The following is a 24,157-nucleotide window of genomic DNA, read 5'->3' on the forward strand; positions in this document are numbered from 1 at the left end:
TTTTCTCCTAACTAAAGGCTCTTAATATAGCTTAACCTTAATAGTTATTAGTAGTTGTTTTAATGTTTAGAAATTCATCAAAATAGAGATTTGCTTTTTCTGTATTGCATTGTTCACAGGCGCACACCAAGTTGTCTAGGTTAGTCTTGCCACCTTTAGAACGAGGAATTACATGATCTATCGTATTTCCTTTTGAGCCACAATAACAGCAAGTATTTTTATATTTATTTAGTACTACATCTCTAAAATCAAATTGGTGAATGCATGAGTCGTTTACAATTCCAGCCCTTTTCTCTTTTACCATGTTTACAGCTTCTTCATAAGAAACCTTATAAAATACTTTTCTGTTTGATCTAATTTTCATTGTGACTTTTATTTTGGATTTTTTTAATTTTTTAGTATTAAAGATATCCTTAGAGCCAAATCTTTTAAAGTATCTACAATCATGACAATAAGGTTTTCTATGGCTTTTATCACGACCGTTGGAAACAAACCTAGAATGATACCTTACTCTTTTACAAATTGAACAAGCTTTATACAATTTACAATATTCATTGATAAACTATCACTCCTTGTAGTGAAAATTAAATTTAAATTCATATATCATCATAACATAAAAATATATAATTTCAAAATTTTACCATTAAACAAAATTATTGCAATTTCTTTAATATCAATATTTTTGTTTAATTTATCTAATTTACAAAAAAATATCTCTGTTAGACAAAGTTATTCAAATATATTATTAAGAGTCGTAAAACTTCTTTTTATTTCTAACTCTGGATATTACTCTAATTTTTATCGTTTTCTAATAAAACAATAGTAAAATTCCTTAAACTAGTTATCTATTTAGAATTGCTGTTCAAGATGTTATGGACAAAATAAATATTATATACATCAATGCTTTAAGATCATTTATCGTGTCAGATTATGCTTTTATATCATACTGTGTGGATATAGGTACTATACCTGTTTACCTCTAGAAAACAGCTTGAAAATGTCGAAAATCCCCCCCTGTCCTTATTTACAGCAAAATAAATAGTTACATTGATAAATTTCTTAACATCTAGTATTTTCTAAAGCGTATTTTATTATTTTTATATGTCCCCTTTTGCTTTCTTGTAGCGCATAAATAATTGATTAACCAACTGCTTCTCTTCATCTATTTCCAATATATATATGATAAAATATAAGTAGAAAACCTTTAATGATTACATGCTTAAGAGCAATATAGGAGGCTCTTAAGATGCAAGGAAGTATTAAAAAAGATAAAACAACAGGTAAATATTATTTCATAGTAGATATTGGTAGAGACGAACTAACAGGTAAACGAAGACAAAAGAAAAAACGTGGCTTTACAACGAAGAAAGAAGCGGAAAAAGCTTTAGCAGTTGTGCTAAATGAGTTAAACTTAGGTACTTTTATAGAACCACAGCTAATTGATTTAGACAGTTTTATAAAGGAATGGTTTATAGAAAGACAGACACAGTTAGCTAAAAGTACACTAAAGAACCATCAGTGCTTATATAGAAATCACCTTAAACCTAAGTTAGGTCATTATAAGCTACAAGATTTAAATCCAATCGTTCTTCAAAAGTTCACTAACAGTTTAGTAGCAGATTCTTCTCTTAGTCACAATTCTATTCGGAAGCTTTTATTCTTAATGAATCAGCTTATGAAGAAGGCACATGGTTTAAAGCTCATCTCTGAGAATCCATTAATACATGTGAATATACCAAGAGAAGTAAAGTCTGAAATGAGCATTTGGGATTTGAAGCAAGTAAATTACTACATTGCTCATGCTAAACAAAATCGATATTATACTATTGTTCTCATGGCTCTGCTTACTGGAATGCGAAAGGGAGAAATCCTGGGGCTACGATGGAGAGATATTGATTTTGAAAAACAGGTTATCTATATTAGACAAATCTATGACGGGTATGCAAAAGAACTTAAGGTAGGGGCTAAAACAGCGTCTGGTGTGCGTTCTATTCATATTCCTGATATGCTCATTAATCAATTGAAAAAAGAGCGTAAGAAAGTATTAGCTAACAAACTTAAACAAGGTACGGCTTATAACGATTATGACTTAGTAAACTGTACAAAGTTCGGTAACCCTTTAGATTCATCTACTTTATCAAAGAGATTTAAGAACCATGCTAAAAAACTTGGACTACCTGTGATACGGTTTCATGATTTACGTCATACGCATGTAACCATGTTGATTCAGCAAAATGTGAATGTGAAGGTTATCTCTGAACGTGTTGGACACTCTTCTATTCAAATCACATTAAACCAATACAGCCACGTCTTGCCGAGTATGCAACAAGAAGTGGCTGATAAATTGAATACCTTATTCGTTAATATGTGACCAGCTTGTGACCAATCAAAAGGTTAAGGTGATTAAAAACCTATTACATCAAGGTTTAATTCAAAACGCCCAGTTCCCTTTTCTAAACACAGGCTCGCTTGTACCGTCAGCTTTAATGCCGTCGATGTCCATTTCAGCTGAGCCAATCATGAAGTCAACGTGGGTGATGCTGTCGTTTGCTCCGTTTTGTGATAGCTCTTCTTTAGACATCGTTTTTCCGCCTTCTAAACAGAAGGAATACGAGCTGCCGATGGCTAAATGGTTGGATGCATTTTCGTCAAACAGCGTGTTGTAGAAAATGATGTTTGACTGAGAAATTGGCGATTGATGCGGTACTAAGGCTACTTCTCCTAAGTATTTGGCACCTTCATCTGTTTCAATTAAGTGCTTTAACGTTTCTTCGCCTTCTTCTGCTTTTACATCCACAATTTTTCCGTTTTCAAATGTTAGCGTGAAGTTTTCAATTAAGTTTCCTGCGTAGCTAAGCGGTTTTGTGCTTGTTACTTGACCATTTACGCCGTCTTTTTTTGGAAGTGTAAATACTTCTTCTGTTGGCATATTGGCCATGAACGAGTTGCCGTCTTCATTAACACTGCCTGCGCCCACCCAAATATGTTTGTCAGGAAGTTCAATTGTTAAATCTGTTCCTGGCGCTTTATAGTGAAGCTTAGAAAATCTCTTTTCATTTAAAATATCTACTTTTGTATGTAATGAAGCATTATGCTCTTCCCATGCGGCCACTGGATCTTCTTGGTCTACGCGCACAGATTTAAAAATAGCTTCCCATAGTTTTTCTTGCTGCTGTTCTTCTGGAACGTCAGGAAATACTTTAGCTGCCCAGTCTTTCGAAGGAACAGCTACGATGGACCAGCTGATTTTATCAGATTGGATCGCTTCACGGAATTTTTTCATTGCTTTTCCGCTTACTTTTTGGAACGCAGCAATACGTTTGCCGTCTACTCCTTTTAGTAAGTCAGGACCGCTTGAAATTACAGATAAAACAGCGCCTCCGTTTTTCACAAGCTCTTCTCTTGCCTGAGCTTTCCAAGCAGGAAATTCATTAAATACAGATTCATCCGCTTTTTCATATTTCAAACGAACTAAATGATCGTCATGCCAGTCTACATCAACAGACTTTGCTCCGGCTTCGTACGCTTTTTTCGCAATTTCACGAACAAAATCAGCGGAAGAAATATCGGCATTAATGTTTAATACTTGCCCTTTTTGAATGTTTACACCGACTTTTACAGCTAGCTCGGCGTACTTTTCAATATTGCGCTCAAACTGTTCCATAATTTATCTCCTTTACGTATATATTCTAACAACTTTATTGTATCATGAATAAAACATCAATTAAAAATCCTAGCCTATAGTTTACATAATATAATTACGTTATTTTACAGATTATTATATAGAAAAAGTTTGTTCTTTAAGAATCAGAACAAACTTTTGTCTTTTACAGATTCGGTTTTGTAGCCGAGCCGCTCCGAAATGTTCTTGCCTATATCAACCATGCGTTCTTGAAGGTACGTTAATCGCTCATTGGTCATACGCATCGTGGCACCAGAAATGCTGACTGCAGCAACGACTTGACCAAGGTGATCAAAAATAGGGGCTGCGATGCAAGTAATTCCGTATTCATTTTCTTCTAAATCCAGCGCATATCCTTTTCGTTTTACTTCTGAAAGTTCTCGAAGAAAGCTTTCTTCATCTGTAATAGTGTGATCGGTATGCGCTAGTAAGCCTTTTCTTTCAAGAATGCTTGTTACCGTATTAAGCGGTAAAAAAGCTAGGATAGCTTTACCGACAGACGTACAGTGCATAGGCGCTCTTTTCCCCACTTTTGAGTGCATGCGCAGCGTCTGATTTCCTTCTAGCTTTTCAATATACACTACTTCACCTTGATCGTAGACAACAAGATGAATAACTTCATTTGTTTCACTTTCAAGTTCTTGCAAAAACGGCTTTGCTTCTGTCCGTAAATCAATCGAATCTAAAAGCTTTGAACTTACTTCTAAAAACTTATACCCAAGCTTGTACCGACCGCTTTCTTGATCTTGTTCAATATAGCCATACTGAGCAAGAGTAGTTAGAATACGGTATACGGAGCTTTTATTAATATCCATTTGCTTTGCAATTTCTGTAACTCCTACCCCTTCTCTTTCCATGCTGACGATTGTGACAATATCCAATGCCCGGCTTACAGACTTAACCATATTTTCTCTCTCCATTTTTCCTCTCTCCTCTATGTGTCATTTTACTGCCGGGCATTTTTTTATCACTTTTATACGTTTACACGTTCTTTCTCTGCAACAAATGGATTTTGGAGAGTTCCAATTTCTCGGATGGTGCATGCAATAACACCGTTTGCGCTCACAAGTTCCGCGCCGACCGGACTTCCTGTTAAAACCACATCTCCCGGCTTAAGGGTCATAACAGTAGATAGGTAAGCGATCATTTCTCCAACAGAAATAATCATTAAATCTGTCGAGCTGTTTTGTTTTTCAACGCCATTTAAAAACGCTTTTACGTGAATCGACTTAAAATCAAGCTCTGTTTCGATTACGGGTCCAAGAGGCGTAAATGAATCAAAGGATTTTCCAATGGTCCAGTGCCCGTCTTCATGAAAATAATCCGGCGCCGTCACATCGTTTCCAATTGTATACCCAAATATATAATCCAGTACGTCTTCTTTTGCGATGTTCTTTGCTTCTTTTCCAATAACAACTGCAAGCTCAGATTCAAACTTAACGTGCTTAATAGCAGTTGGAATAACAATGTCTTCGTTTGGGCCAATCACAGAAGATGTGGGCTTAAAAAAGAAGACAGGAATAGAAGGCATTTCCTTTGGAAGCTCCGATTTTGCAGCTGCATAATTTGCGCCTATTCCAATAATTTGATTCGGCTCTAAAGGAGCCAAAAGCTTTACTTCATTTACTAAAAAAGTCTGTCCTGTATAGTTCCATTTCTCAAATATATTTCCTTCAATAACGCTGATCGTATCTTCTTTTAGTACACCTGTATGACGGCTATCTTGTACAGCGAACCTTACAAATTTCATGACATAGCTCCTTTTCCCATTTGCTTTGTTTTAATAAGGATCGTAGGTAGTCAGGTTCTTAAGATGTAAGTACAGCCTGCCATCTCTATGCTGACAGGCCGTTTTTTTTACTGTTTTATAGCTGCTTTTGCCTTTGCTTCGATACGACGGCGGTGTAAAATGGGCTCCGTATAGCCGTTTGGCTGATCATAGCCTTGAAATACTAAATCGCAGGCTGCCTGAAAAGCAATGGATGCGCTGTAGTTCGATGACATTGGCTGATACAGAGGATCATTTTCATTTTGTTGATCCACTACTTTTGCCATTCGCTTTAGCGTTTCCGTTACTTGTTCTTTTGTACAAATTCCATGATGAAGCCAGTTGGCTACGTGCTGACTGGAAATACGAAGCGTTGCCCGGTCTTCCATTAGCCCTACATTATTAATATCTGGTACTTTTGAGCACCCTACTCCTTGGTCGACCCATCTTACTACATAGCCGAGTATTCCTTGAGCGTTGTTGTCTAGCTCCTGCTGGATTTCATCTTTGCTCCAATTTGGTTTTTCGGCCACAGGAATTTGCAAAATGTCATCTTGTAAATCAGTGGACTTAGTAAGCAATTCGTTTTGAACATCTCTTACATCAATTTGATGATAGTGAAGAGCATGAAGCGTTGCTGCGGTTGGTGAAGGCACCCATGCCGTATTCGCTCCTGCTTTTAAATGCCCCACTTTTTGTTTCAGCATTTCGGCCATCATATCCGGCATTGCCCACATTCCTTTTCCGATTTGAGCGCGGCCTTGGAATCCGCTTGCTAACCCTACATTTACATTAGACTGCTCGTAGCCTTGAAGCCATTTAGACGCCTTCATATCATTTTTACGAATAACAGCGCCTGCTTCCATAGAAGTGTGAATTTCGTCACCTGTTCGATCCAAAAATCCAGTATTAATAAACGCCACTCGGTCTTTTACTTCTTTGATGCACGCTTTTAAATTAAGCGTTGTGCGGCGCTCTTCGTCCATTACGCCAATTTTAATCGTATGACGCTCAAGCCCTAGCATATCTTCAATTGAATTAAATAACGTGTTGGCAAAAGCCACTTCTTTGGAGCCGTGCATTTTCGGTTTAACGATATAGATAGAGCTCTTTTTAGAATTTTGATACGTACCGTTTTTAAGCAAGGTGTGTTTGGCAATTAAACTAGTAATCACGCTGTCTAAAATACCTTCATAGATTTCGTTGCCATTTTGATCCAAAACAGCGCTGTTTGTCATTAAATGCCCGACGTTTCGAACAAACATAAGCGAACGGCCAGACAGTGAAATCTTTTCCTTGTCAGGAGAAATATAGATACGGTCTGGATTTAAACGCCTTGTCATGTTTTGACTTCCTTTTTTAAAAGTAGACGTCAAATCACCTTTCATTAATCCCAGCCAGTTGCGGTAAACGTCTACTTTGTCTTCTGCGTCTACTGCCGCTACTGAATCTTCACAGTCCATAATCGTCGTAAGAGCTGCTTCCATTAAAATATCTTTTACACCCGCATCGTCTGTTTTACCAATCGAATCCGTACGATCAATTTGAACTTCAAAATGCAGGCCGTTGTTTTTGAATAAAAGAGCATCAGGGCTTTCTTCTTCTCCTTGATACCCTACAAATTTATCTTCTTCCTGTAACTCTGTTAAACTGCCATCGTTTAATTGAGCAACAAGCTTTCCATTTTCAAGACTGTACTGAACCACTTCTGCATGAGAAGACTGAACGAGCGGAATAACTTCATCAAGAAAATTCTTTGCAAACGCAATAACTTTTTCTCCTCGAATTGGATTATAAGAACTCGTGCGCGAAGCTCCATTTTCTTCACTGATTGCATCAGTGCCGTAAAGTGCATCATAGAGACTACCCCAGCGTGCATTAGCAGCGTTAATAGCATACCGAGCGTTATTCACTGGTACCACAAGCTGTGGTCCCGCTTGATAGGCAATTTCGCTGTCTACTCCTTCTGTACCAATAAGAAAATCTTCTGCCTTGTCTTCTAAATAGCCAATTCTCGTTAAAAACGATTTGTATTCGTTAAAGTCACCGTCAGGATTTTCTTGATGCCATGCATTAATTTGAGCTTGAAGCTGATCACGCTTTTCTAACAAACGTTTATTTACGGGTGTTAACTCAGTTACTAACGCTTCAAAATCAGACCAAAAATTTTCTGTACTTAGGCCGCTGCCCGGGAGAGCTTCCTCATTAATAAATTGATAGAGAACTGGAGCTACTTTCAGATTTCCAACTTGTTTGTAGTTTGTCACCGTCTGTTTCCTCCTCTTACTTCTTTACATTTTTAAATTTGGACGCGCTTTCAATTCTTTTTGCCAAAATGGTTAAGACGAACATATGCGGTACTGTTTCTTATTACAAAACAGCGTTTTATTTTTGTTAAAAAAATCATATCATCGAGCGAATGTATTTTCAAGAATTTTCTAAAAATAACCCACTTTTTTCTTTTCTTTTTTGACTTCAGCGCAGCGGCTCGGACTTGGAAAAAGCTTTCCTGCATTTAATAGATTTTTAGGATTAAATACTTCTCGTATATTCGTTTGTGCTTGAATTTCATCTTCATTAAAAACAAATCGCATTTCTTCTTTTTTTTCAATGCCCACGCCGTGTTCGCCGGTAATCGTTCCTCCTACTTCTGCACATACTTGCAAACATGCGCTTCCGGCGTCGAGTGCTTTTTCAGTTTCCCCTGGCTTTCTAGCATCAAATAATACAAGCGGATGCAAGTTCCCGTCTCCAGCGTGAAAAATATTGGCAATGCGAAGGCCAGATTCTTCGCTAATTTTGTTGATTCGCTTCAGCACTTGAGGCAGTTTACTTCTTGGAATAACGCCGTCTTGTACGAGGTAGTCAGGGGATATAGCTCCCATCGCTCCAAATCCTGTTTTGCGATTTGCCCACCACCTGGCGCGCTCTTCTTCACTTTCAGCTACTTTCACTTCCCGTACGTTCTGTTTTTTGCATACGTCTAAAATACGTAGAATTTGCTCTTCGATACCGGCTGAAATGCCGTCTACTTCAATTAATAAAAGAGCTTCAATATCTCTAGGGTGTCCGACTGGAAACGCAGCAGCTTCCACTCCTTCAATGGCGGTTTTATCCATCATTTCAAGCGCAGCCGGCACAATGCCGGCTGATATAATGTCGGATACCGCTTGACTGCCGTCTTCTACGCGGTCGAAATAGGCAAGTACCGTTTGTTTGGCTTCGGGGTTTTTCAAAATGCGCACCGTAATTTTTGTAACGATTCCTAACGTCCCTTCTGATCCTGTTAAAAGTCCTAATAAATCATATCCCGGTTCATCTGGAATACCTTGCTTGCCAAGTTCAATCACATCTCCATTTGGAAGCACCACCTCTAGCCCTAAAATATGGTTGGTAGTTACGCCATATTTTAGACAGTGTGCCCCTCCCGCGTTTTCCGCTACATTTCCACCAATGGTGCAGCAATACTGACTCGAAGGATCGGGTGCATAATAATATCCTTTTTCAGAGATTGAATTAGTTAACTTAAGATTAATAAATCCGGGCTCTACAACGGCACGTCTGTTTTCATAGTCGACGCTAAGCAGCCGCTTCATTTTTACTAAACTAATAATCACTTCGTTATTAAGCGGAATCGCTCCTCCGCTCAGTCCTGTGCCTGCTCCTCTTGCAAGAAAAGGCAAGTCATGTTCATTGCAGTATTTAACAATGCTAGAAACTTCTTTCGTATTTTTAGGAAATAACACCGCTTTAGGCAAGTGTCTGTGAATAGTAAACCCATCGCAGTCGTACGCAAGTAAATCTTCTTTGTGATACAAAATAGAATGAGCATCTACTAGTTGAGAAAGATTTTTCACGTGAAGATCTTTTATTCTATTTTTCTTCAACACGATGCGCTTCCTCCTCTTCTTTTTGATAGGCCCACTCCAAAAGCTGTACCGTGTGAACAATTTGCTGACTTCGTCCATATTTTTTCACTCCTACTGCCATCTGCAGCATACATCCTGGGTTTCCCATTGAAATCATTTCTACGTCAGGGGGCACATTTTCCATTTTATTTTGAAGCACGGCTCCCGCCATGTCAGGGTTTGTTAAATTATAAATTCCTGCGCTTCCACAGCATCTGTCTGCGTTAGCCATATGAACCATTTCAACTCCCGGAATAGAAAGCAAAATATCTCTTGGTTCTTCTCTAACTCCTTGACCATGAGCTAAATGACAAGCGTCGTGATACGTAATGCGCGTATGCAGCTTCGCCTGCGGAGGGCGATATCCCGTATCGTGAAGGTATTTTGAAATATCCTGGACTTTTTTAGCAAAGACTTCGGCTTTTTCAAGCCACTCTTGCTCTTCTTCTCTAAATAGTTCAGGATACTCTTTTAACATGCAGCCGCATCCCGCAGCGTTTACAATAATGGTATCGGCATGCTGAAACGCTTCTATATTTTTTTTGGCAAGCTGCCTTCCCATGTCTCGGTCTCCTGCATGAACGTGCAAAGCACCACAGCACGTCTGAGAATGAGGAATAACAACGTCGTTTCCGTTTCTTCTTAATACATTAAGAGTCGCTTCGTTAATATCACTGAACATGACGTCCATAATGCAGCCCGTTAAAAAAGCAACTTCGGCTTTTCTTTCGGCTTTTGCTTTTAGAACGCGTTCTTTTTTATATTTTTTTCGAACAGAACGGGTAATTTTAGGCATTACATGTTCCATTTCTGCTAGATGTGTTGGCATCATATTTAACATGCCTGTTGTGCGAACCATTTTTTGCATCCCGCTTTTTTGATACAACTTTAATAGACTTCCTGCAGCTTCTAAGCGATGGGAATGAGGAAAAAGTTCCTTTAGAAAAAACTTGCTGATCATTCCTTTCCATCCCGTCAAAGGCATCGCCTGACGAATTTGGCCGCGAGCTTCTTCAATGAGTCCGCCAACGTCTACATTTGCAGGACAAGCAGTTGTACAGGCACGGCAGTCCAAACAAGCAAATACAGGATCTGTAAACTGCTCATTCACGCTTATCTTTCCTTCTGCTACCGATTTGATAAGGTGCACGCGTCCTCTTGGTGAATGCTGTTCTTGCCCCGTTATTTCGTAAGTAGGACAAGACTCCAAGCACATTCCGCAGTGTACACAATCCGCCCATTTTTTTTCGTCTGGCGCGTCTTTCCACAAATAATTGCTAACGCTTTGACATGGAGCATCTTTGATATCCGCTTTCGCTGAATTCACTTAGATTCCTCCTATAAATCGTTTATAGTTAAGCACATTTTTAGCGTCCACCTTTGCTTTAATTCCTGCTAGTAACGGAAAATGAGAAGGTTTTTCTCCCCATACATTGACTTTTTGACGCAGTATAAAAGGCAAATGTTTAACGACCACATATCCTCCGTACGTTTTAGCCGTTTCAGTAAATGAAGTGATAACGGAAAGAATGGCTTCTTCTGAGCCCTTTATGTAGACTGAGCAAAGACCGTGTCCAACTCCTCCATGTGCTTTTACCAGCATTGGAAGGGATGTTTTTAAAGCAGTACTTTTGTTTATCACGTCAAGTACATTCATATTTGGTACACCGACTTTTAAAGTGGCTTCCGTTTCCTCTTCGGAAGAACAGCATGCACCATTTGGACTAATGTTACTAAAAAATCCCCAAAATACTTCGGCTTCTTTTTCATGAAGCACTTTTAAAATCGTATCAGACGGCTGAATGCTTTTGATGTAATTCTCTTGATAATGAACGGAACTTTCCACATCTTCAAAGCTGATTACAAGCGTAAACAGATGCTGCCCTATTACATCTTCAGCTAGAGAAGGATTTAATAATTCCAAGGAAACGGGCTCTATCATGGAGTCTAAGACTTTGCTAACAAACGCATGAATTTCTTCGATATTGCCTGTTGAAAAAGAAAGAAAAAGAACGCTTTGATACTTGGGCAGCGGACGCAGCTTTAACGTTATTTCGGATATAACGCCGAGCGTTCCCATTGAACCAATAAACAGCTTATTCATATCATAGCCAGCCACGTTCTTGACGACTTTTCCCCCTGAACGAACAATGGTTCCATCTGAATATACGACTCTCATACCGATTACTGCATCTCGAGCTGATCCATAAGACAAGCGCTTTGGGCCACTTTCATTCGCTGCAATAACTCCGCCGATTGTAGCGTAGTCTCCTAGAGCTGGATCAAGTGAAACTTGCTGATTGTACGTTTTTAAATACGTTTGCAGCTCTCCAAACGGCGTACCAGCTTTTACAGTAACCGTCATATCGCCTACTGTATGTTCAACAATTCCGCTGTATTCAGTCAGCGAAAGCAAAAGATCTGCTGTGTCTATAAGCCCGCCAAAGCCTTTTTTGGTACCGTTCCCTTCAATGACGACTTTTTTTCCGTGTTCCGCCGCATACCTTAAAACGGCTGCTATTTCTTGTTCTGAAGTTGGCTTAACATGCACGGACCCGTTATTTCCAAGGAAGTGATTCATATGCTGTTCTTCAAGTGTGGAAGGATGAGATAAAATGGATTTTAAATGACCTGGAAGTTCTAACGTACTCAATAAATTGACTCCTCTCGTTTTGTAATAGCAAACAACGTTTCACTAATAACATACAGAAGTGCCATGTATAATACGACTGAAAGTAGTAGATTAATAAGAAGAATAATTAGTAGAATAGATGAAAAGATATATTTTAAGCGCTTACAATCATTTAATCACCTATTCTTGGGATTTTCAACCAGTATTTTCTTCTTATCAACAAAAAAATGTCCGTTCTTTAGAAAAAAAGTTTCTTTTAGTACTTGCCTATCACGAAAGTATTAGAATATAATGTAAGCGAATTCATTTTTATATAAGTCATCAGATGACCTTATCATCGTAGTTTTAATGGTTTCGTTTTACTAAATTCGTAGTTCACTAATTTGAAAATGAGGTGTTAGTTATGACATGGACACAGCAGTTCACTCCTGTAGGAAACAGCGTCATTTGGTCTTCATTAATCGCTTTGATTCCTATTCTTTACTTCTTTTGGGCTCTGGCTATTAAACGAATGAAAGGTTATATGGCTGGGATTACAACCTTACTGGTCGCACTTGCCGTTGCGATGCTTGCCTATAAAATGCCGGCTAGCATGGCTTTTATGTCAGCTAGTCAAGGAGCCGTATACGGTATACTGCCGATTGGATGGATTATCATTACGTCCGTTTTTCTTTACAAACTAACCGTCAAAACCGGTCAGTTTGATATTATTCGTACCTCTGTCGTATCTATTACAGAAGATCGCAGACTTCAAGCTTTGTTAGTTGCTTTTTCGTTTGGGGCTTTTCTTGAAGGTGCCGCTGGTTTTGGTGCACCTGTTGCGATTTCAGCAGCTTTGCTTGTAGGACTAGGTTTTAATCCGCTGTATGCCGCTGGCTTATGTTTATTAGCAAACACAGCACCCGTTGCTTTTGGTGCAATCGGTATTCCTATCACGGCTATGGAGGGTCCTACTGGAGTAGCGGCAATGGAAATCTCTAAAATGGTAGGCCGCCAGCTTCCTTTTATTTCTGTATTTATTCCGCTATATTTGGTTTTTGTAATGGCTGGATTTAAGAAAACAGTAGAAGTACTCCCTGCTATTTTAGTATCCGGCGTCTCTTTTGCTCTTACACAGTTTGTCAGCTCTAACTTTTTAGGACCTGAACTTCCCGATATTTTATCGGCACTCGTTTCACTTTTTGCGCTCGCTATTTTCTTAAAATTCTGGAAACCGAAAACAACGTTTCGCTTTCAATCTGAAAAAGCAGCACATGAAGTAGCTTCCGCTTCGGCTGAGCCAAGAGAAACTCAAGGTCAGCCCGCATTCACGGGGGCTCAAATTGCAAAGGCGTGGTCACCTTTTTTAATTTTAACGATCTTTATTTCTATATGGGGAATCCCTCAAATTAAAACCGCTTTGACGGGTCACTATGAAGGAGCTAACGCTTTTTTGAGCGCTATCAATTCCGTCGGACATTATTTAACGTTTATGCCAGAAGTACCTTGGTTAAATAATTTAATTTTAAATGGAAATGGAGAACTAATTGCTGCAGTGTATAAGTTAGAATTACTAGGCGCTGCGGGCACAGCTATCCTGTTGTCTGCTGTTGTCACAAAATTTATCGTCAACATCTCTTGGAAAGACTGGTTTATTACGTTTAACGAGACGTGCAAAGAATTAGCGCTGCCGCTTCTTACCATTATGTCCGTAGTTGCATTTGCTTACGTGACAAATGCTTCTGGAATGAGTACAACCTTAGGTCTGCTTTTAGCTAAAACAGGCGCGTTATTTCCCTTTTTCTCTCCTGTACTCGGCTGGCTTGGTGTTTTTATTACAGGATCAGATACATCAGCCAACTTATTGTTCGGCAACTTGCAAAAAATCACGGCTACGTCTATTGGAATGGATCCACTTCTTGCGCTTGCAGCAAACTCTTCGGGCGGAGTAACCGGTAAAATGATTTCACCGCAGTCCATCGCCGTCGCCTGTGCTGCGGTTGGGCTGGCAGGAAAAGAATCCGATTTGCTTCGTTTTACGGTGAAGCACAGCTTATTTTTACTGCTGATTGTCTGCCTACTAACATTTTTACAATCCAATGTATTATCGTGGATGATTCCTTAATCAAAAAAGCTTCCGCAGCTAGAGGTGAACCTCTGCACGGAAGCCTTTTTCTTTTAGTTAAGATCGATTAATGGCATATACAACAAATAAAACTATGTCTAGCAAAATCATGACAACACCGACAAGCAGCCAGATGTTTCCTTGCGTCTTTTTCTCTCCTTCTTGCATTTCAAACGCTCGAATAGCAAATACAATTCCAAGGGTAAACACGAGAAAAAACAGCTGACGGTAATCAAAAAACGACAGTACGACAAAAATTAAAGTGAAAAACACCATAATCATTTCTAAGATCCGATAAGGCTGCTTTTGACATGCTAATAATAGTTTCATTTCTTGACCTACTTTCATCCCGTTTCCAATAGCGTTATTTTACTATTAATTTTAAATGAGATGTTAGTGTTTCGGGCACTGTTCACTGTTTTGTAACAAAAAAAGGGTACGTTAGCTAAACGCACGCTTCTCCTTTTATTCATTTACATTTGGATTCATTGGATTATCCATCCCTGTTTTATCTTGAATTTTTTTATAGATAAAATACGTGTAGACGGCAATTAAAATGGAGAATGCCCACGTAACGGCTTGACGGAATACAATCATGTTCCCGTACCCTTCTACTCCGTACTTTTGAATCAATACGTATTTTACAATTGCTAAAAATACATAGCGACCTGCGAACAGTACTGTAAGCCAGTTCATCATTTTGAATAAATCAGGCTGGTGGAAGAGCTTAAGAGAATCTTCTCGCTTATAGCCCATTAAGTACGCCGTATCTACAAAAAAGTACAAACCAATTGGCTTTTTTATCACAATGGTAAAAAGGACAACTACAGCCAGTCCAATCATAAAGTATACTTGATTGTTTAACATCGTCGCTGCGTTTCCTGAAATTAAATCAATAATGGTACGTGCCAGCAGCGTAATGACAATAAACAATCCTGTTACGTTAAACTGGCGATCTTTAATAAATGTATAAATGGTATACACAAACGCTGGTGCTGTTGAAAGCAAAATGGCATAGTAATCACCAATAATGTCTTTTCCCTGATTCCATATTAGGTAAGGAATAGCGATATAAAAAAGTAAATCAAACCATACTCGTTTTGTATTGTTCATATATAACTCCTTTAAAAACGTTGTTCCTGCTATTATATGGGATACTACGCAAGAAAAAAAGGCTTTTACCTGGAATGTTATGAAATTTTAATCATTTATGTTTAGATCCAAAGCGACAGGGAAAACGATTTCTAGAAAGACTTCAAGAATTATAAACATCGAAACACTTGAGCAGCAATACATGTGCCACAAGTGAAAAATGCTGAAAGGATTGATTCATTATCGCACTTCACCTAACGTACACGTCAGAAATGGAAAAGGCCATGCAGCTTTCTCACGGCGTGGGGTATGCTGAATATAGCCGTAAACTAGACAAACGTCTACAGGTGGAAAAAGAACGGGAAAAAGATTATCAGGCTAGCAAAGATATACTTCGTGATATTAACCAGCATCGATAATAAAAAGCCGCTTGCTACTCTTGGTAGCAAGCGGCTTTTTATTTACAAATGAACCAAAATTATACATAATAAGGAAGTGCGTGTATCAAAGAAAGGAACTTACTTATTATGATGGAAAAATTACTGATTATTTGTGTATTTGTAGGAATTATTCACATGATTGAAACACTAGCCTACTCTGTGAGACTCGCGGGCTTGAAAACTGGAAAACTAGTCGTGGCCCTATCTCTTTTTAATATTATTGTCATCGTTTCAAGAACAGCTAATATGGTGCAAGCTCCGCTGACCGGCAAATTAGGAGATGCGGTCCAGTCTAAAGAAGATTTGTCCCTTCTACTTCATCAGCTTCAAACTATCTTGCTCGCGGCCTCTATTGGGACAATCGCAGGTGCTCTTTTAATTCCTAGCTTTGTATCAATCTTCTCTCGCATGATTTCACACTTAGAAGTAGCAGGATCTGTACCCAAAATGATGAAAAACATTACTTCCATACATACCCTTGAGAAAGCAAAAAAACACGTGAAGCGTCCTAGGTGGATTATGCTGTCTCAGCTGCGAATAGGCGGAGTGCCCAAGCGATTGCTTCTTTTAAATTTAATGGCTACGACCATTTATACAGTAGGTGTTCTTTCCACTCTTTATGCTTCTACGCTCGAGCCTACTCTTTCTAAATCGATTCTGATGTCTTCTGGTCTTATTAACGGACTAGCGATGATTACCCTTGCAGTGTTTGTAGATCCGCAAGTAGCCATTCTAACTGAAAAGGTAATGAAAGGTGAATCGACTAAGCAATCTATGAATAAAATGGTTGGTACACTCGTCATCTCTCGTTTATGCGGGACAGTATGTGCCCAGATTCTCTTAGTCCCCGCTGCTCTTTATATTGCGTGGATTTGTAAATTAATTCCTTAGAAAAAAGACTTCGTTTCAGAAGTCTTTTTATACATATTCTACTTTTTTGTATCTATAAACAGCAGCAATTAAAAGAAGAAAACAGCTCACTAATGTAACAACTACGGTATAGGTGACACTTTGTGACCAGTGCAATTGTTCAAGTATACGACTGGCGTATTGTGACAGCGCCGCAGGACTCCACTTTAATTGATTCGTAAACAAAGTACTTAAAAATGAAAGTGACGCAATAATCAAAATGCTTACTCCAGCAATTCCTCCGCTTTGTAAAAGAAAGGTTCCAGCTGCCACTAGCACGGACAAGATAAAAATCAGCCACAGGCTGTATAAAAGAAAGCTAACTATCATATGAGTCCAATCCACATGTGAAAATAAAAGGTTTGTATAATACCACGCTGCTATATAGCTTATAAACATTGAGCCAATAACCAGTACGATTTGCGCAGCCCATTTACTCATAATGTATTGAATGACGCTCACCGGTCTCATCATAACAAGTACAGCCGCATGATTTTGTCGTTCATTTGAAATCATATTCATGCTTGCTAGTACAATCAATAAGATTCCTATTGTGCTATATTGTGAAAGGACACCTTGCAATACTTCTTGACCGGTGGGCGTAGGAAGTTGAATAATGGCTCCTTTTGGCAAATTTCCTGCCATGTTAATGATTTGTGGCATATAATAATTCGTTAAAGGCTGTGTGATGCCTAGCAAAATTAGAGAGATGGGCAGCCAAATTGCTTTGCCGTTCGCAAATAATTCATGCAGCTCCTTTTTAAATAAGACTCCAAATATATTCATTTATTCATCACCTCTAGATACACATCTTCGAGAGAATGCTGTTTTCGTTCAAATAAAACAAGATTTGCTTGTTGATCAACAAGCAGTTGAAGCAGCAGCTGCTGCTGAGATGTATCTTTTACACTTACAGTGGCTTTATAAGGAGAATGAAACAGCACCTGTTCACTTGGCAGACTGCTAAATGATGCAGGGAGCCTTTCTTCTGTTTCAATCGTAAAAGCAGGATCCGCAAACTCTTGGCGCAGCGAACTCTTTGTTCCATTCCATTTCATGCGTCCGTTTTTAATCATAATCATGTTATCGCATATTTGTTCCGCATCATGCAAAATGTGAGTTGAAAAAAGGATGGTCGTATCTTTTTTTAATGTTTCGATAATCATTAGGACATCTTTTCTGCCTTCAGGATCCAAAGCCGAAACGGGTTCATCTAAAATTAGCAGTTCAGGTTTATGTAACAAGGCTTGTGCTAAGCCCAAACGTTGTTTCATTCCTCCAGAAAAGCCTGCAATTTTCTGCTTTTCCTTTCCTTTTAAACCTACCGTTTCAAGTACTTCATCTATTCGTTGAGAAAGCACATTTTTTGAAATGTTAGATAAAAGGCCTAAAAAAGTTAAATACTGCTGAGGCGTCATCCAATTAAAAAACGTAGGATGCTGCGGCAGAAAGCCAATAAATGATCGTACGTCTTGATGCTGTTTATCTTCAAAAGAAATTTTCCCTTTATTAGGTGCAGTAAGACCTGCAATCATATGCAAAGTAGTCGTCTTACCTGCACCATTAGGGCCTAACAATGCTGCACATTTTCCTTTATCGAGATTAAATGAAAGGTTATCTACAACGGTTATATTACGGTACGTTTTTGTCAGTCCTTCTACTTGCATAAACATCTTCGCTCCACCTCACTGTTTTTTACGTCCTAAAACAAAATATAAAACGGGACCGACTGTACTTACACATAAAATGATGAGTCCCCATAACCATTTTGGTCCGTTTGTCTCTTCTTGCTTTATGCAGCTTATTAACGCTGGAATCATTAAAAGCAATTGTAAGAATAGAATTGGAGCAATTAACAACCAGTTAATGTCCTTCATTTACATCCCCCTTTTTTTCGTGCTGGAAGCCAAATAATAAAAAACCAATAAAAAAGCGTTGGCATTGGAATTTGAATCAGTCCCCATATTCCCCAAAACCATGGATGGGCGCCGCGTTTTTTTGCATTGATAAAAAGTAGAAAGCTTTGAAGAAGGAGAAATGGTGAAATAAACAGCACAATAATCCATTTTTCATTCATTATAAAAACATCTCCTTTTTTCGTTTATAGTGAAAAACGATAAAAGAAAGAGGCGCAACAATGATGCCAATTACCTCAATGGCGATAAATAAGGCAGGTATTTGTAAAATAGCCGTTGCCATTACCGTTAAAATAACAAGTGCTGTTAATGTAAATAAGCATAACTCTTTCCCGAAAGCTTTTTTCTGCTTTTGTTTTTGAATGAGAAGCTGTTCTTGAATTGTATGAAGAGAAATACGTTCATGACTTGCTAAACTCTCTAGCTGCTCCCAATCTTTTTTTAAAGAATGTAAGGACTGATTGTCATTTTCTTCCCTCATTCTTTCCACTCCTTTCTCAGTATATTTACTCCTTTATTTACTCTTGATTTGACCGTTCCTGCTCGCATATTCAGCATATGGGCAATCTCATCGTATGTATATCCGTAATAATGTCGAAGCAAGACAGGAATTCGAAAGCGTGAATCGAGTTCATTAAAATCGGAAAACATCTCGCTCCACTCCACTCCTTTGTATTTAGCTTTCCACTGAAGCTGATGCGATAAAGCCTTCTTTATTCGCTGAAGACTGCTTTTTTCACGTTTTTGCTTACGCAAATAATCCATGTACAGTCTTGAAGCAATGGATATCATCCAAGTCGAAAACTTTGCTTCATTTTTGTATGAAGAAAGATTCACGTAACACTTCATCATTGCTTCCTGACACAATTCACTGCATAAGTCCTCATCTAATGTCAGCTTTAAAAGGTATTTATATAAAAATGAATGATAGCGCTGAAATAATAATGAAAAGGCATCATCATCACCTTGTAATGCTTTTTGGACAAGGATGAAATCATCTTGTTCCAAAGCGGTCACCCCTCCTTTTTGTTTCATCACCTATATGACGCTTGAGCGATTGAAATCGTTCATTTTTTATATAAAAAAAACGCCCCGCAGGACGTTTTTATTTAGTACGAAGCATTTTTAATCCTTCTTCATCTTCTTCTAATGAATAGACTTCATCGTTTTTAGCGAATAAAACACCGTGGAAGATTTGAAGATCATCATCACAGGCTTCACAAAATTCCTTTTCGCCTTCGTTCCAAAAGCTAAAGAGCGCTAGTTCATCACTTCGCACGCTTGCGTATTTTTGATGAAATTCATAAATCATCATCGCGTAGTAGCGAAGCGCTTCTTCTTTTTTTTCAAATTCAATGGTTTCAATAATATCTTTTTCCCAGCCTTCTAAAAAAAGCCAAGGTTCACAATCACTTTTTATTTTATGAACTCTCCATTTATCTGTCATGATTGAACATCTCCTTACTTACAGCTTACTTCTAAAAATTCTCTTTTCCTTATTATTCAGCAAAAATAACTTTGAATCAAGTAAAACGGAAAAAAACGCCTATTTTTAGGAAATAGGCGCTAACAAGTTGGCTTAATCTGAACTTCTTTTTTATATTAGTAATAGCCCCTTAAACTATAAGGAACTAAACTGCCCGTATAATACTGGGTAACAGGAGGGAAAACGCCGGCTGAAGGCGTGATTTTCCCCCACCAAGATGGTTTTTTGCCCCACCAGTTATCCATCGCTCCATCAGGTGACACGACAAATCCAATTGGACGTGCAAAAGAAGGCATAAAATACGGATAAAACGAATACTGAAAAGGCGTGTAGAAAGAAGAGTAAAACATCTCTTTCCTTATCCGTTTCCGAAGCCGTTTTGGTCAGAACCATCCGGATCGAGCGTATTTGTATTAGAAAGTCCCGAATTTGTATTTACACAAATTCCTGTATTTGAAGACCCTGAACCTTGCGCAGTTTTACTGTTACTTTTTGGAGAAACATAGTACGTGTCGCCAAATGTAACGACTCCTCCTGTAACATTTGGAATCACTACATGATTAATAACAATCGGCATTATCCTCACCCTTTTTATTTTCATCGTGATGTAATATATGAATAATTTATCAAAAGGGTTATAAATTAATGGATATAAATAAAAAATCCCCCTGCAGAGTGGGGTATTTTTACGCTTTTACCTCTTTTTTAGAATGACTTAATTCATCTCGAAGAATATCAAAATCTCGTTCTGCTACTTCTTCAATTTTAGTATACAACTCATTCTCTGTTAGAAGTCCTTTTTCTTCAAGTATTTCGACAAGAGCCTTAAACTTTATTCTAGATAAAAGCATTTCGTTGACCGTGCTCTCTGTTGGACGTTCATTTTTCACTTGTTCTTTTTCTTTAACAGGTTCTTGCTGCAGCTTCACTCTGAAAACAATATTTGTATGATCTGTAATTTCAGGTGACTGATAAAATGTGCTATGCGAAATGTTTTTTAGTGTTAGCGTTTCTTTTGTCTCCATATTTGTTACTTCAAAGTACGGATCCTCAAAAAATGCATCATATTTATCATAAGCTGCTTTGCCTACAACCGAAAAAGAAAAGTTTAGCCTTTTCAACTCTTCACCTGTATTCGCATCAGTAATCATTTTTTCTTCAAACATATCAACGTGAAAATTTACGTTATTAATCATTAGTTGTGTCAATTCAATCGCCTCCTTCTTTATTAATACGACATGGAGTGACAAGTTCCCTGTTTTTTTATATAAAAAAACATCTCCCAAAAATGGGGATGTTTTTCAAAGAGCTAGAAAAATGCTTTTTTTAGCTCTACAATTCTTCTTCTGCTTTGTCATATTTGCGTTCGTGCGCCGTATCTTCTTCGTTATCACGAATGGTTTTTTGGAGCACAAAAGCGGACATCGTTAAGTATAATGTTCCAACAGCATAATAACCTTTTACCGGTAATGATGCATCTAAGGTATAAATTCCTATAAACATAGCTAATAGTGCTGTAATAAAAGCTGTCCATGCTAAAAATGTAAAAGCTGCTGTATTACGCTTTTTCATCGTATGACCTCCTCTTTTCCTTTTTCTGTTAAGCGTCGCTTTCATTTTACATTGTAAAATAATTGTTGTCATGGGTATTTATAGTCAGTTACCCTTTTAATCAGAACAAGAAACGGAAGAATTTAGGTCTTACATCCTATTTTTATCATAAAGCTTTTTTTCGAAATGATGAGATATATGGAATTTCTCTTTAAAAGTATGTTCATTCGTTTTCATTAAGAAAAGCTCCATTTAATTATTGCAATAAAAAAATCATCGCCGAGACGATGATTTTTTTGTTTAGCCTTCAAAGTATTCTTTATAAAAGCCGCCGACTTGGCCAGTGTTATCAACAACAAAATAAAATTCTTCTGTTTCGTTTTTTACATCATATGTTTTTCCTGCTGTTAAAACATTTTCAACCACGAATTTTTTTGCATCTGTATGTATGCATTTTACTTGTTTAATTGTTGGACGATCGTTCCATTCTAAATGAATCATGTATGTACACTCCTTTGTTTTCATTCAAGATTCATTTTATCTTACTTGAAGTAAAAAAGAAACGGAGCGAATTTAAAAATTAAAAAATTCGCTCATGCACTTTTTTTTTGGCAACTGTTGCTTGTACAAACTGTGCCGTTTGTGCAACAATTGTGTCTTTATCAAAATCCATCGACGCAACATGGTAAGAGTTTCGAAGCATGTGCTGTCTTTTTTCTGCTGATTGAATATGCTTTAAGATATAAGCTGAATTCTCAGGCGGTACTACGTTATCAACGGTTGATGTTAGTACTAAAGCCGGGCATGTTACATAAGATAAGCGTTCTTTTGTTTCGTCCATTAAAGAAAGCAGCTCACGCATAGAGCGCACTGGTACTTTGTCGTACGTAATTTCATGTACGTTTGGATCCTTAATATCAGGATGGTCTTCTTTTAAATAACGAGGCGTATGACGAGAGCGGTAAGGCTCCATTGAAGGAATGGACGTCATAGCCGGATTGATTGCAATAACTCCGTCAAGATCTAATCCTTGGCTTGCTGTATGAAAGGTGAGAGTGCCTCCCATGGACTGACCTAAGATAAATACATGACGGCATTCTTGCTTCAAACGCTGATACCCATTTAAAAAGTCTTGCTTCCATTCCTCGTACGTTGTTTGTTCAATATCATAGTAGTGAGTACCATGTCCCGTTAGTCGCAAACCGTACACAGTAAAACCTTTTTTAGCTAATTCTTTTCCGATATATTCCATACTTTGAGGAGTCCCCATAAATCCATGAGAAACAAGTATACCAATGTCGTTGCCTTTATAATAAAAAGATTCTGCGCCTTGAATTACGTCATAACGTTCCATTTTCTTCACCCTTTATCACAAATTTTCTGACTAAATGAACTACCTTTATAATACACCTATAATTCCTATAAGTCAACTGGGTTATTTATTTTTTTACGATTCAAAAAGAACGAAGCAAGAATTATCTCTTGCTTCGTTCTTTTTGAATATGTGGAAATACTAGCTCAGCAAACGTATATGCTTCTTCTAGATGCGGGTATCCTGATAAAATAAACGTATCAATTCCTAGCTCTTTGTACTCTTTTAAACGATCCGCTACAATTTCAGGACTTCCAACAAGAGCGGTTCCAGCTCCTTCTCGTGCTAAGCCGATTCCAGCCCATAGATTCGGAGCAATCTCCAGCGCACCTCGATCTTTTGTGCCGCTGTGCAAACTTGACTGTGTTTTTTGGGCAGTGGAGTCAAATGACGCAAACTTATCTTGAAACGCTTTGATCGTATCATCATTAACATGTTTAATTAATTTATCTGCAGATTCCCACGCTTCGTCTTCCGATTCTCTTACAATAACGTGCAGTCGAATACCAAAGCGAATGTCCCTGCCTTCATTTGCAGCTTTTTCTTTCATCTCATCAATTTTCGTCTTGATCACTGCAGGAGGTTCTCCCCATAACAAATATACATCTGCATGCTTTGCGCCTACTTCTTTGCCCGCTGGAGAAGACCCGCCAAAGTACAGCGGAGGATACGGTTTTTGGACAGGAGGCGACGGAATGTACGCACCTGTTACATCAAGATGTTCTCCTTTATAGTCCACTTTTTTTCCTTCCATTACATCTCGCCAAATCGTTAAAAATTCATCTGTTAACTCGTAGCGTTTATCATGGCTTAAATAGTTACCGTACGTTGCTTGCTCCACGGGATCTCCTCCCGTCACAATATTTAACATAAGTCGGCCGTTTGATATTTGATCGAATGTCGAAGCCATCCGTGCTGAAAGTGTGGGAGACATGATACCCGGGCGAAGTGCAATCAAAAACTTCAGTCGGTTTGTAACGGAAGCAAGTGCCGATGCAATCACCCACGAATCTTCACAATTTGAACCAGTAGGCAACAAAGCACCGTCATATCCTAGATAATCCAGCCCGTGTGCGATTTGCTTTAAGTAGTGAATATCACTTGTTCTACTTCCTTCGGTTGTGCCTAGATAATGTCCGTCGCCTGCTGTAGGGAAAAACCATAAGATGTTCATTTCCATTTCCTCCTAAATATTCTCGTATTCTATATAAAGCGTTTTCATATTATTTGTTCAATTCTTGTCCGCTAATTACAGAGATGCATTTGTATATTAGCGTATGTAATACGACTCTTTTTA

Annotated in this window: 27 protein-coding genes; 3 read left to right on the forward strand and 24 right to left on the reverse strand. The window is 38.2% G+C overall.

What is annotated here, in order from left to right; genetic code table 11:
• Positions 1–37: 37 nt before the first annotated feature.
• On the reverse strand, positions 38–364 hold the full coding sequence (locus CEQ83_RS27815; protein WP_409339060.1) for an HNH endonuclease: 327 nt from the start codon (positions 362–364) through the stop codon (positions 38–40).
• 882 nt (positions 365–1,246) lie between these two features.
• On the opposite strand from CEQ83_RS27815, the gene CEQ83_RS14215 reads away from it, so the two are divergent.
• Positions 1,247–2,371, forward strand: a complete 1,125-nt coding sequence (locus CEQ83_RS14215) for a site-specific integrase (RefSeq protein WP_155017353.1) — start codon at positions 1,247–1,249, stop codon at positions 2,369–2,371.
• A 60-nt stretch (positions 2,372–2,431) separates the two neighbouring features.
• On the opposite strand, the gene CEQ83_RS14220 is transcribed toward CEQ83_RS14215, so the two are convergent.
• The 7 genes from CEQ83_RS14220 to CEQ83_RS14250 form a co-directional block, all read right to left on the reverse strand.
• Positions 2,432–3,664, reverse strand: coding sequence for an aminopeptidase (locus CEQ83_RS14220; protein WP_033579379.1), 1,233 nt, complete (start codon positions 3,662–3,664; stop codon positions 2,432–2,434).
• 143 nt (positions 3,665–3,807) lie between these two features.
• On the reverse strand, positions 3,808–4,602 hold the full coding sequence (locus CEQ83_RS14225; protein ID WP_155017354.1) for an IclR family transcriptional regulator: 795 nt from the start codon (positions 4,600–4,602) through the stop codon (positions 3,808–3,810).
• Between the two features lie 53 nt (positions 4,603–4,655).
• Entirely contained in the window at positions 4,656–5,432 is a 777-nt protein-coding gene (locus tag CEQ83_RS14230; RefSeq protein WP_155017355.1) for a fumarylacetoacetate hydrolase family protein, read from the reverse strand.
• Between the two features lie 107 nt (positions 5,433–5,539).
• Positions 5,540–7,717, reverse strand: a complete 2,178-nt coding sequence (locus CEQ83_RS14235) for a malate synthase G (protein ID WP_155017356.1) — start codon at positions 7,715–7,717, stop codon at positions 5,540–5,542.
• Between the two features lie 171 nt (positions 7,718–7,888).
• Complete coding sequence (locus CEQ83_RS14240; RefSeq protein ID WP_033579382.1) at positions 7,889–9,340, reverse strand: FAD-linked oxidase C-terminal domain-containing protein; 1,452 nt, start codon at positions 9,338–9,340, stop codon at positions 7,889–7,891.
• A complete protein-coding gene (locus tag CEQ83_RS14245) occupies positions 9,324–10,685 on the reverse strand; it encodes a (Fe-S)-binding protein (protein WP_154990394.1) in 1,362 nt (453 codons plus the stop codon). The genes CEQ83_RS14240 and CEQ83_RS14245 overlap by 17 nt, the downstream gene beginning before the upstream one ends.
• A complete protein-coding gene (locus CEQ83_RS14250; RefSeq protein WP_028412894.1) occupies positions 10,686–12,011 on the reverse strand; it encodes an FAD-binding oxidoreductase in 1,326 nt (441 codons plus the stop codon). It lies immediately after the preceding gene.
• Between the two features lie 382 nt (positions 12,012–12,393).
• Between CEQ83_RS14250 and CEQ83_RS14255 the strand changes: the two genes are divergently transcribed.
• On the forward strand, positions 12,394–14,094 hold the full coding sequence (locus CEQ83_RS14255) for an L-lactate permease (protein WP_028412893.1): 1,701 nt from the start codon (positions 12,394–12,396) through the stop codon (positions 14,092–14,094).
• A 57-nt stretch (positions 14,095–14,151) separates the two neighbouring features.
• On the opposite strand, the gene CEQ83_RS14260 is transcribed toward CEQ83_RS14255, so the two are convergent.
• Complete coding sequence (locus tag CEQ83_RS14260) at positions 14,152–14,424, reverse strand: hypothetical protein (protein ID WP_223260190.1); 273 nt, start codon at positions 14,422–14,424, stop codon at positions 14,152–14,154.
• A gap of 135 nt (positions 14,425–14,559) precedes the next feature.
• Positions 14,560–15,207, reverse strand: coding sequence for a VC0807 family protein (locus CEQ83_RS14265; protein WP_013057564.1), 648 nt, complete (start codon positions 15,205–15,207; stop codon positions 14,560–14,562).
• A 506-nt stretch (positions 15,208–15,713) separates the two neighbouring features.
• Here CEQ83_RS14265 and CEQ83_RS14275 point away from each other — a divergent pair.
• Complete coding sequence (locus CEQ83_RS14275) at positions 15,714–16,517, forward strand: lipid II flippase Amj family protein (RefSeq protein WP_049165218.1); 804 nt, start codon at positions 15,714–15,716, stop codon at positions 16,515–16,517.
• A gap of 27 nt (positions 16,518–16,544) precedes the next feature.
• Here the strand turns inward: CEQ83_RS14275 and CEQ83_RS14280 are convergent, their stop codons facing one another.
• From CEQ83_RS14280 to ssuD, 14 genes are all read right to left on the reverse strand, one after another.
• The gene (locus CEQ83_RS14280) at positions 16,545–17,321 is read right to left on the reverse strand and encodes an ABC transporter permease (RefSeq protein ID WP_155017357.1); all 777 of its coding nucleotides are present in this window, start codon (positions 17,319–17,321) and stop codon (positions 16,545–16,547) included.
• The gene (locus CEQ83_RS14285) at positions 17,318–18,208 is read right to left on the reverse strand and encodes an ABC transporter ATP-binding protein (protein ID WP_048019062.1); all 891 of its coding nucleotides are present in this window, start codon (positions 18,206–18,208) and stop codon (positions 17,318–17,320) included. The genes CEQ83_RS14280 and CEQ83_RS14285 overlap by 4 nt, the downstream gene beginning before the upstream one ends.
• Positions 18,209–18,220: 12 nt before the next feature.
• Positions 18,221–18,412, reverse strand: coding sequence for a PLD nuclease N-terminal domain-containing protein (locus CEQ83_RS14290; protein ID WP_013057569.1), 192 nt, complete (start codon positions 18,410–18,412; stop codon positions 18,221–18,223).
• The gene (locus CEQ83_RS14295) at positions 18,409–18,612 is read right to left on the reverse strand and encodes a transcriptional regulator (RefSeq protein ID WP_098625794.1); all 204 of its coding nucleotides are present in this window, start codon (positions 18,610–18,612) and stop codon (positions 18,409–18,411) included. Before CEQ83_RS14295 ends, CEQ83_RS14290 begins: the two co-directional genes overlap by 4 nt.
• Positions 18,612–18,932, reverse strand: coding sequence for a YxlC family protein (locus tag CEQ83_RS14300; protein ID WP_155017358.1), 321 nt, complete (start codon positions 18,930–18,932; stop codon positions 18,612–18,614). The genes CEQ83_RS14295 and CEQ83_RS14300 overlap by 1 nt, the downstream gene beginning before the upstream one ends.
• Positions 18,929–19,459, reverse strand: coding sequence for an RNA polymerase sigma factor SigY (sigY, locus tag CEQ83_RS14305; RefSeq protein WP_028412883.1), 531 nt, complete (start codon positions 19,457–19,459; stop codon positions 18,929–18,931). The genes CEQ83_RS14300 and sigY overlap by 4 nt, the downstream gene beginning before the upstream one ends.
• A gap of 97 nt (positions 19,460–19,556) precedes the next feature.
• On the reverse strand, positions 19,557–19,898 hold the full coding sequence (locus CEQ83_RS14310) for a DUF1033 family protein (protein ID WP_013057574.1): 342 nt from the start codon (positions 19,896–19,898) through the stop codon (positions 19,557–19,559).
• A 155-nt stretch (positions 19,899–20,053) separates the two neighbouring features.
• The gene (locus tag CEQ83_RS14315; RefSeq protein ID WP_028412882.1) at positions 20,054–20,287 is read right to left on the reverse strand and encodes a hypothetical protein; all 234 of its coding nucleotides are present in this window, start codon (positions 20,285–20,287) and stop codon (positions 20,054–20,056) included.
• Positions 20,288–20,295: 8 nt separating this feature from the next.
• Complete coding sequence (locus CEQ83_RS14320; protein ID WP_013083687.1) at positions 20,296–20,514, reverse strand: spore germination protein; 219 nt, start codon at positions 20,512–20,514, stop codon at positions 20,296–20,298.
• Positions 20,515–20,623: 109 nt separating this feature from the next.
• Entirely contained in the window at positions 20,624–21,145 is a 522-nt protein-coding gene (locus CEQ83_RS14325; RefSeq protein WP_028412881.1) for a hypothetical protein, read from the reverse strand.
• A 124-nt stretch (positions 21,146–21,269) separates the two neighbouring features.
• Positions 21,270–21,509, reverse strand: a complete 240-nt coding sequence (locus CEQ83_RS14330) for a YiaA/YiaB family inner membrane protein (protein ID WP_013057577.1) — start codon at positions 21,507–21,509, stop codon at positions 21,270–21,272.
• Positions 21,510–21,788: 279 nt separating this feature from the next.
• Positions 21,789–21,989, reverse strand: coding sequence for a DUF6501 family protein (locus CEQ83_RS14335; RefSeq protein WP_013057578.1), 201 nt, complete (start codon positions 21,987–21,989; stop codon positions 21,789–21,791).
• A 79-nt stretch (positions 21,990–22,068) separates the two neighbouring features.
• On the reverse strand, positions 22,069–22,842 hold the full coding sequence (locus tag CEQ83_RS14340) for an alpha/beta hydrolase (protein WP_155017359.1): 774 nt from the start codon (positions 22,840–22,842) through the stop codon (positions 22,069–22,071).
• A gap of 121 nt (positions 22,843–22,963) precedes the next feature.
• The gene (ssuD, locus tag CEQ83_RS14345; protein ID WP_155017360.1) at positions 22,964–24,034 is read right to left on the reverse strand and encodes an FMNH2-dependent alkanesulfonate monooxygenase; all 1,071 of its coding nucleotides are present in this window, start codon (positions 24,032–24,034) and stop codon (positions 22,964–22,966) included.
• Between the last annotated feature and the right edge of the window lie 123 nt (positions 24,035–24,157).

This window comes from Priestia megaterium (assembly GCF_009497655.1).
Classification (GTDB): Bacteria; Bacillota; Bacilli; order Bacillales; family Bacillaceae_H; genus Priestia; species Priestia zanthoxyli.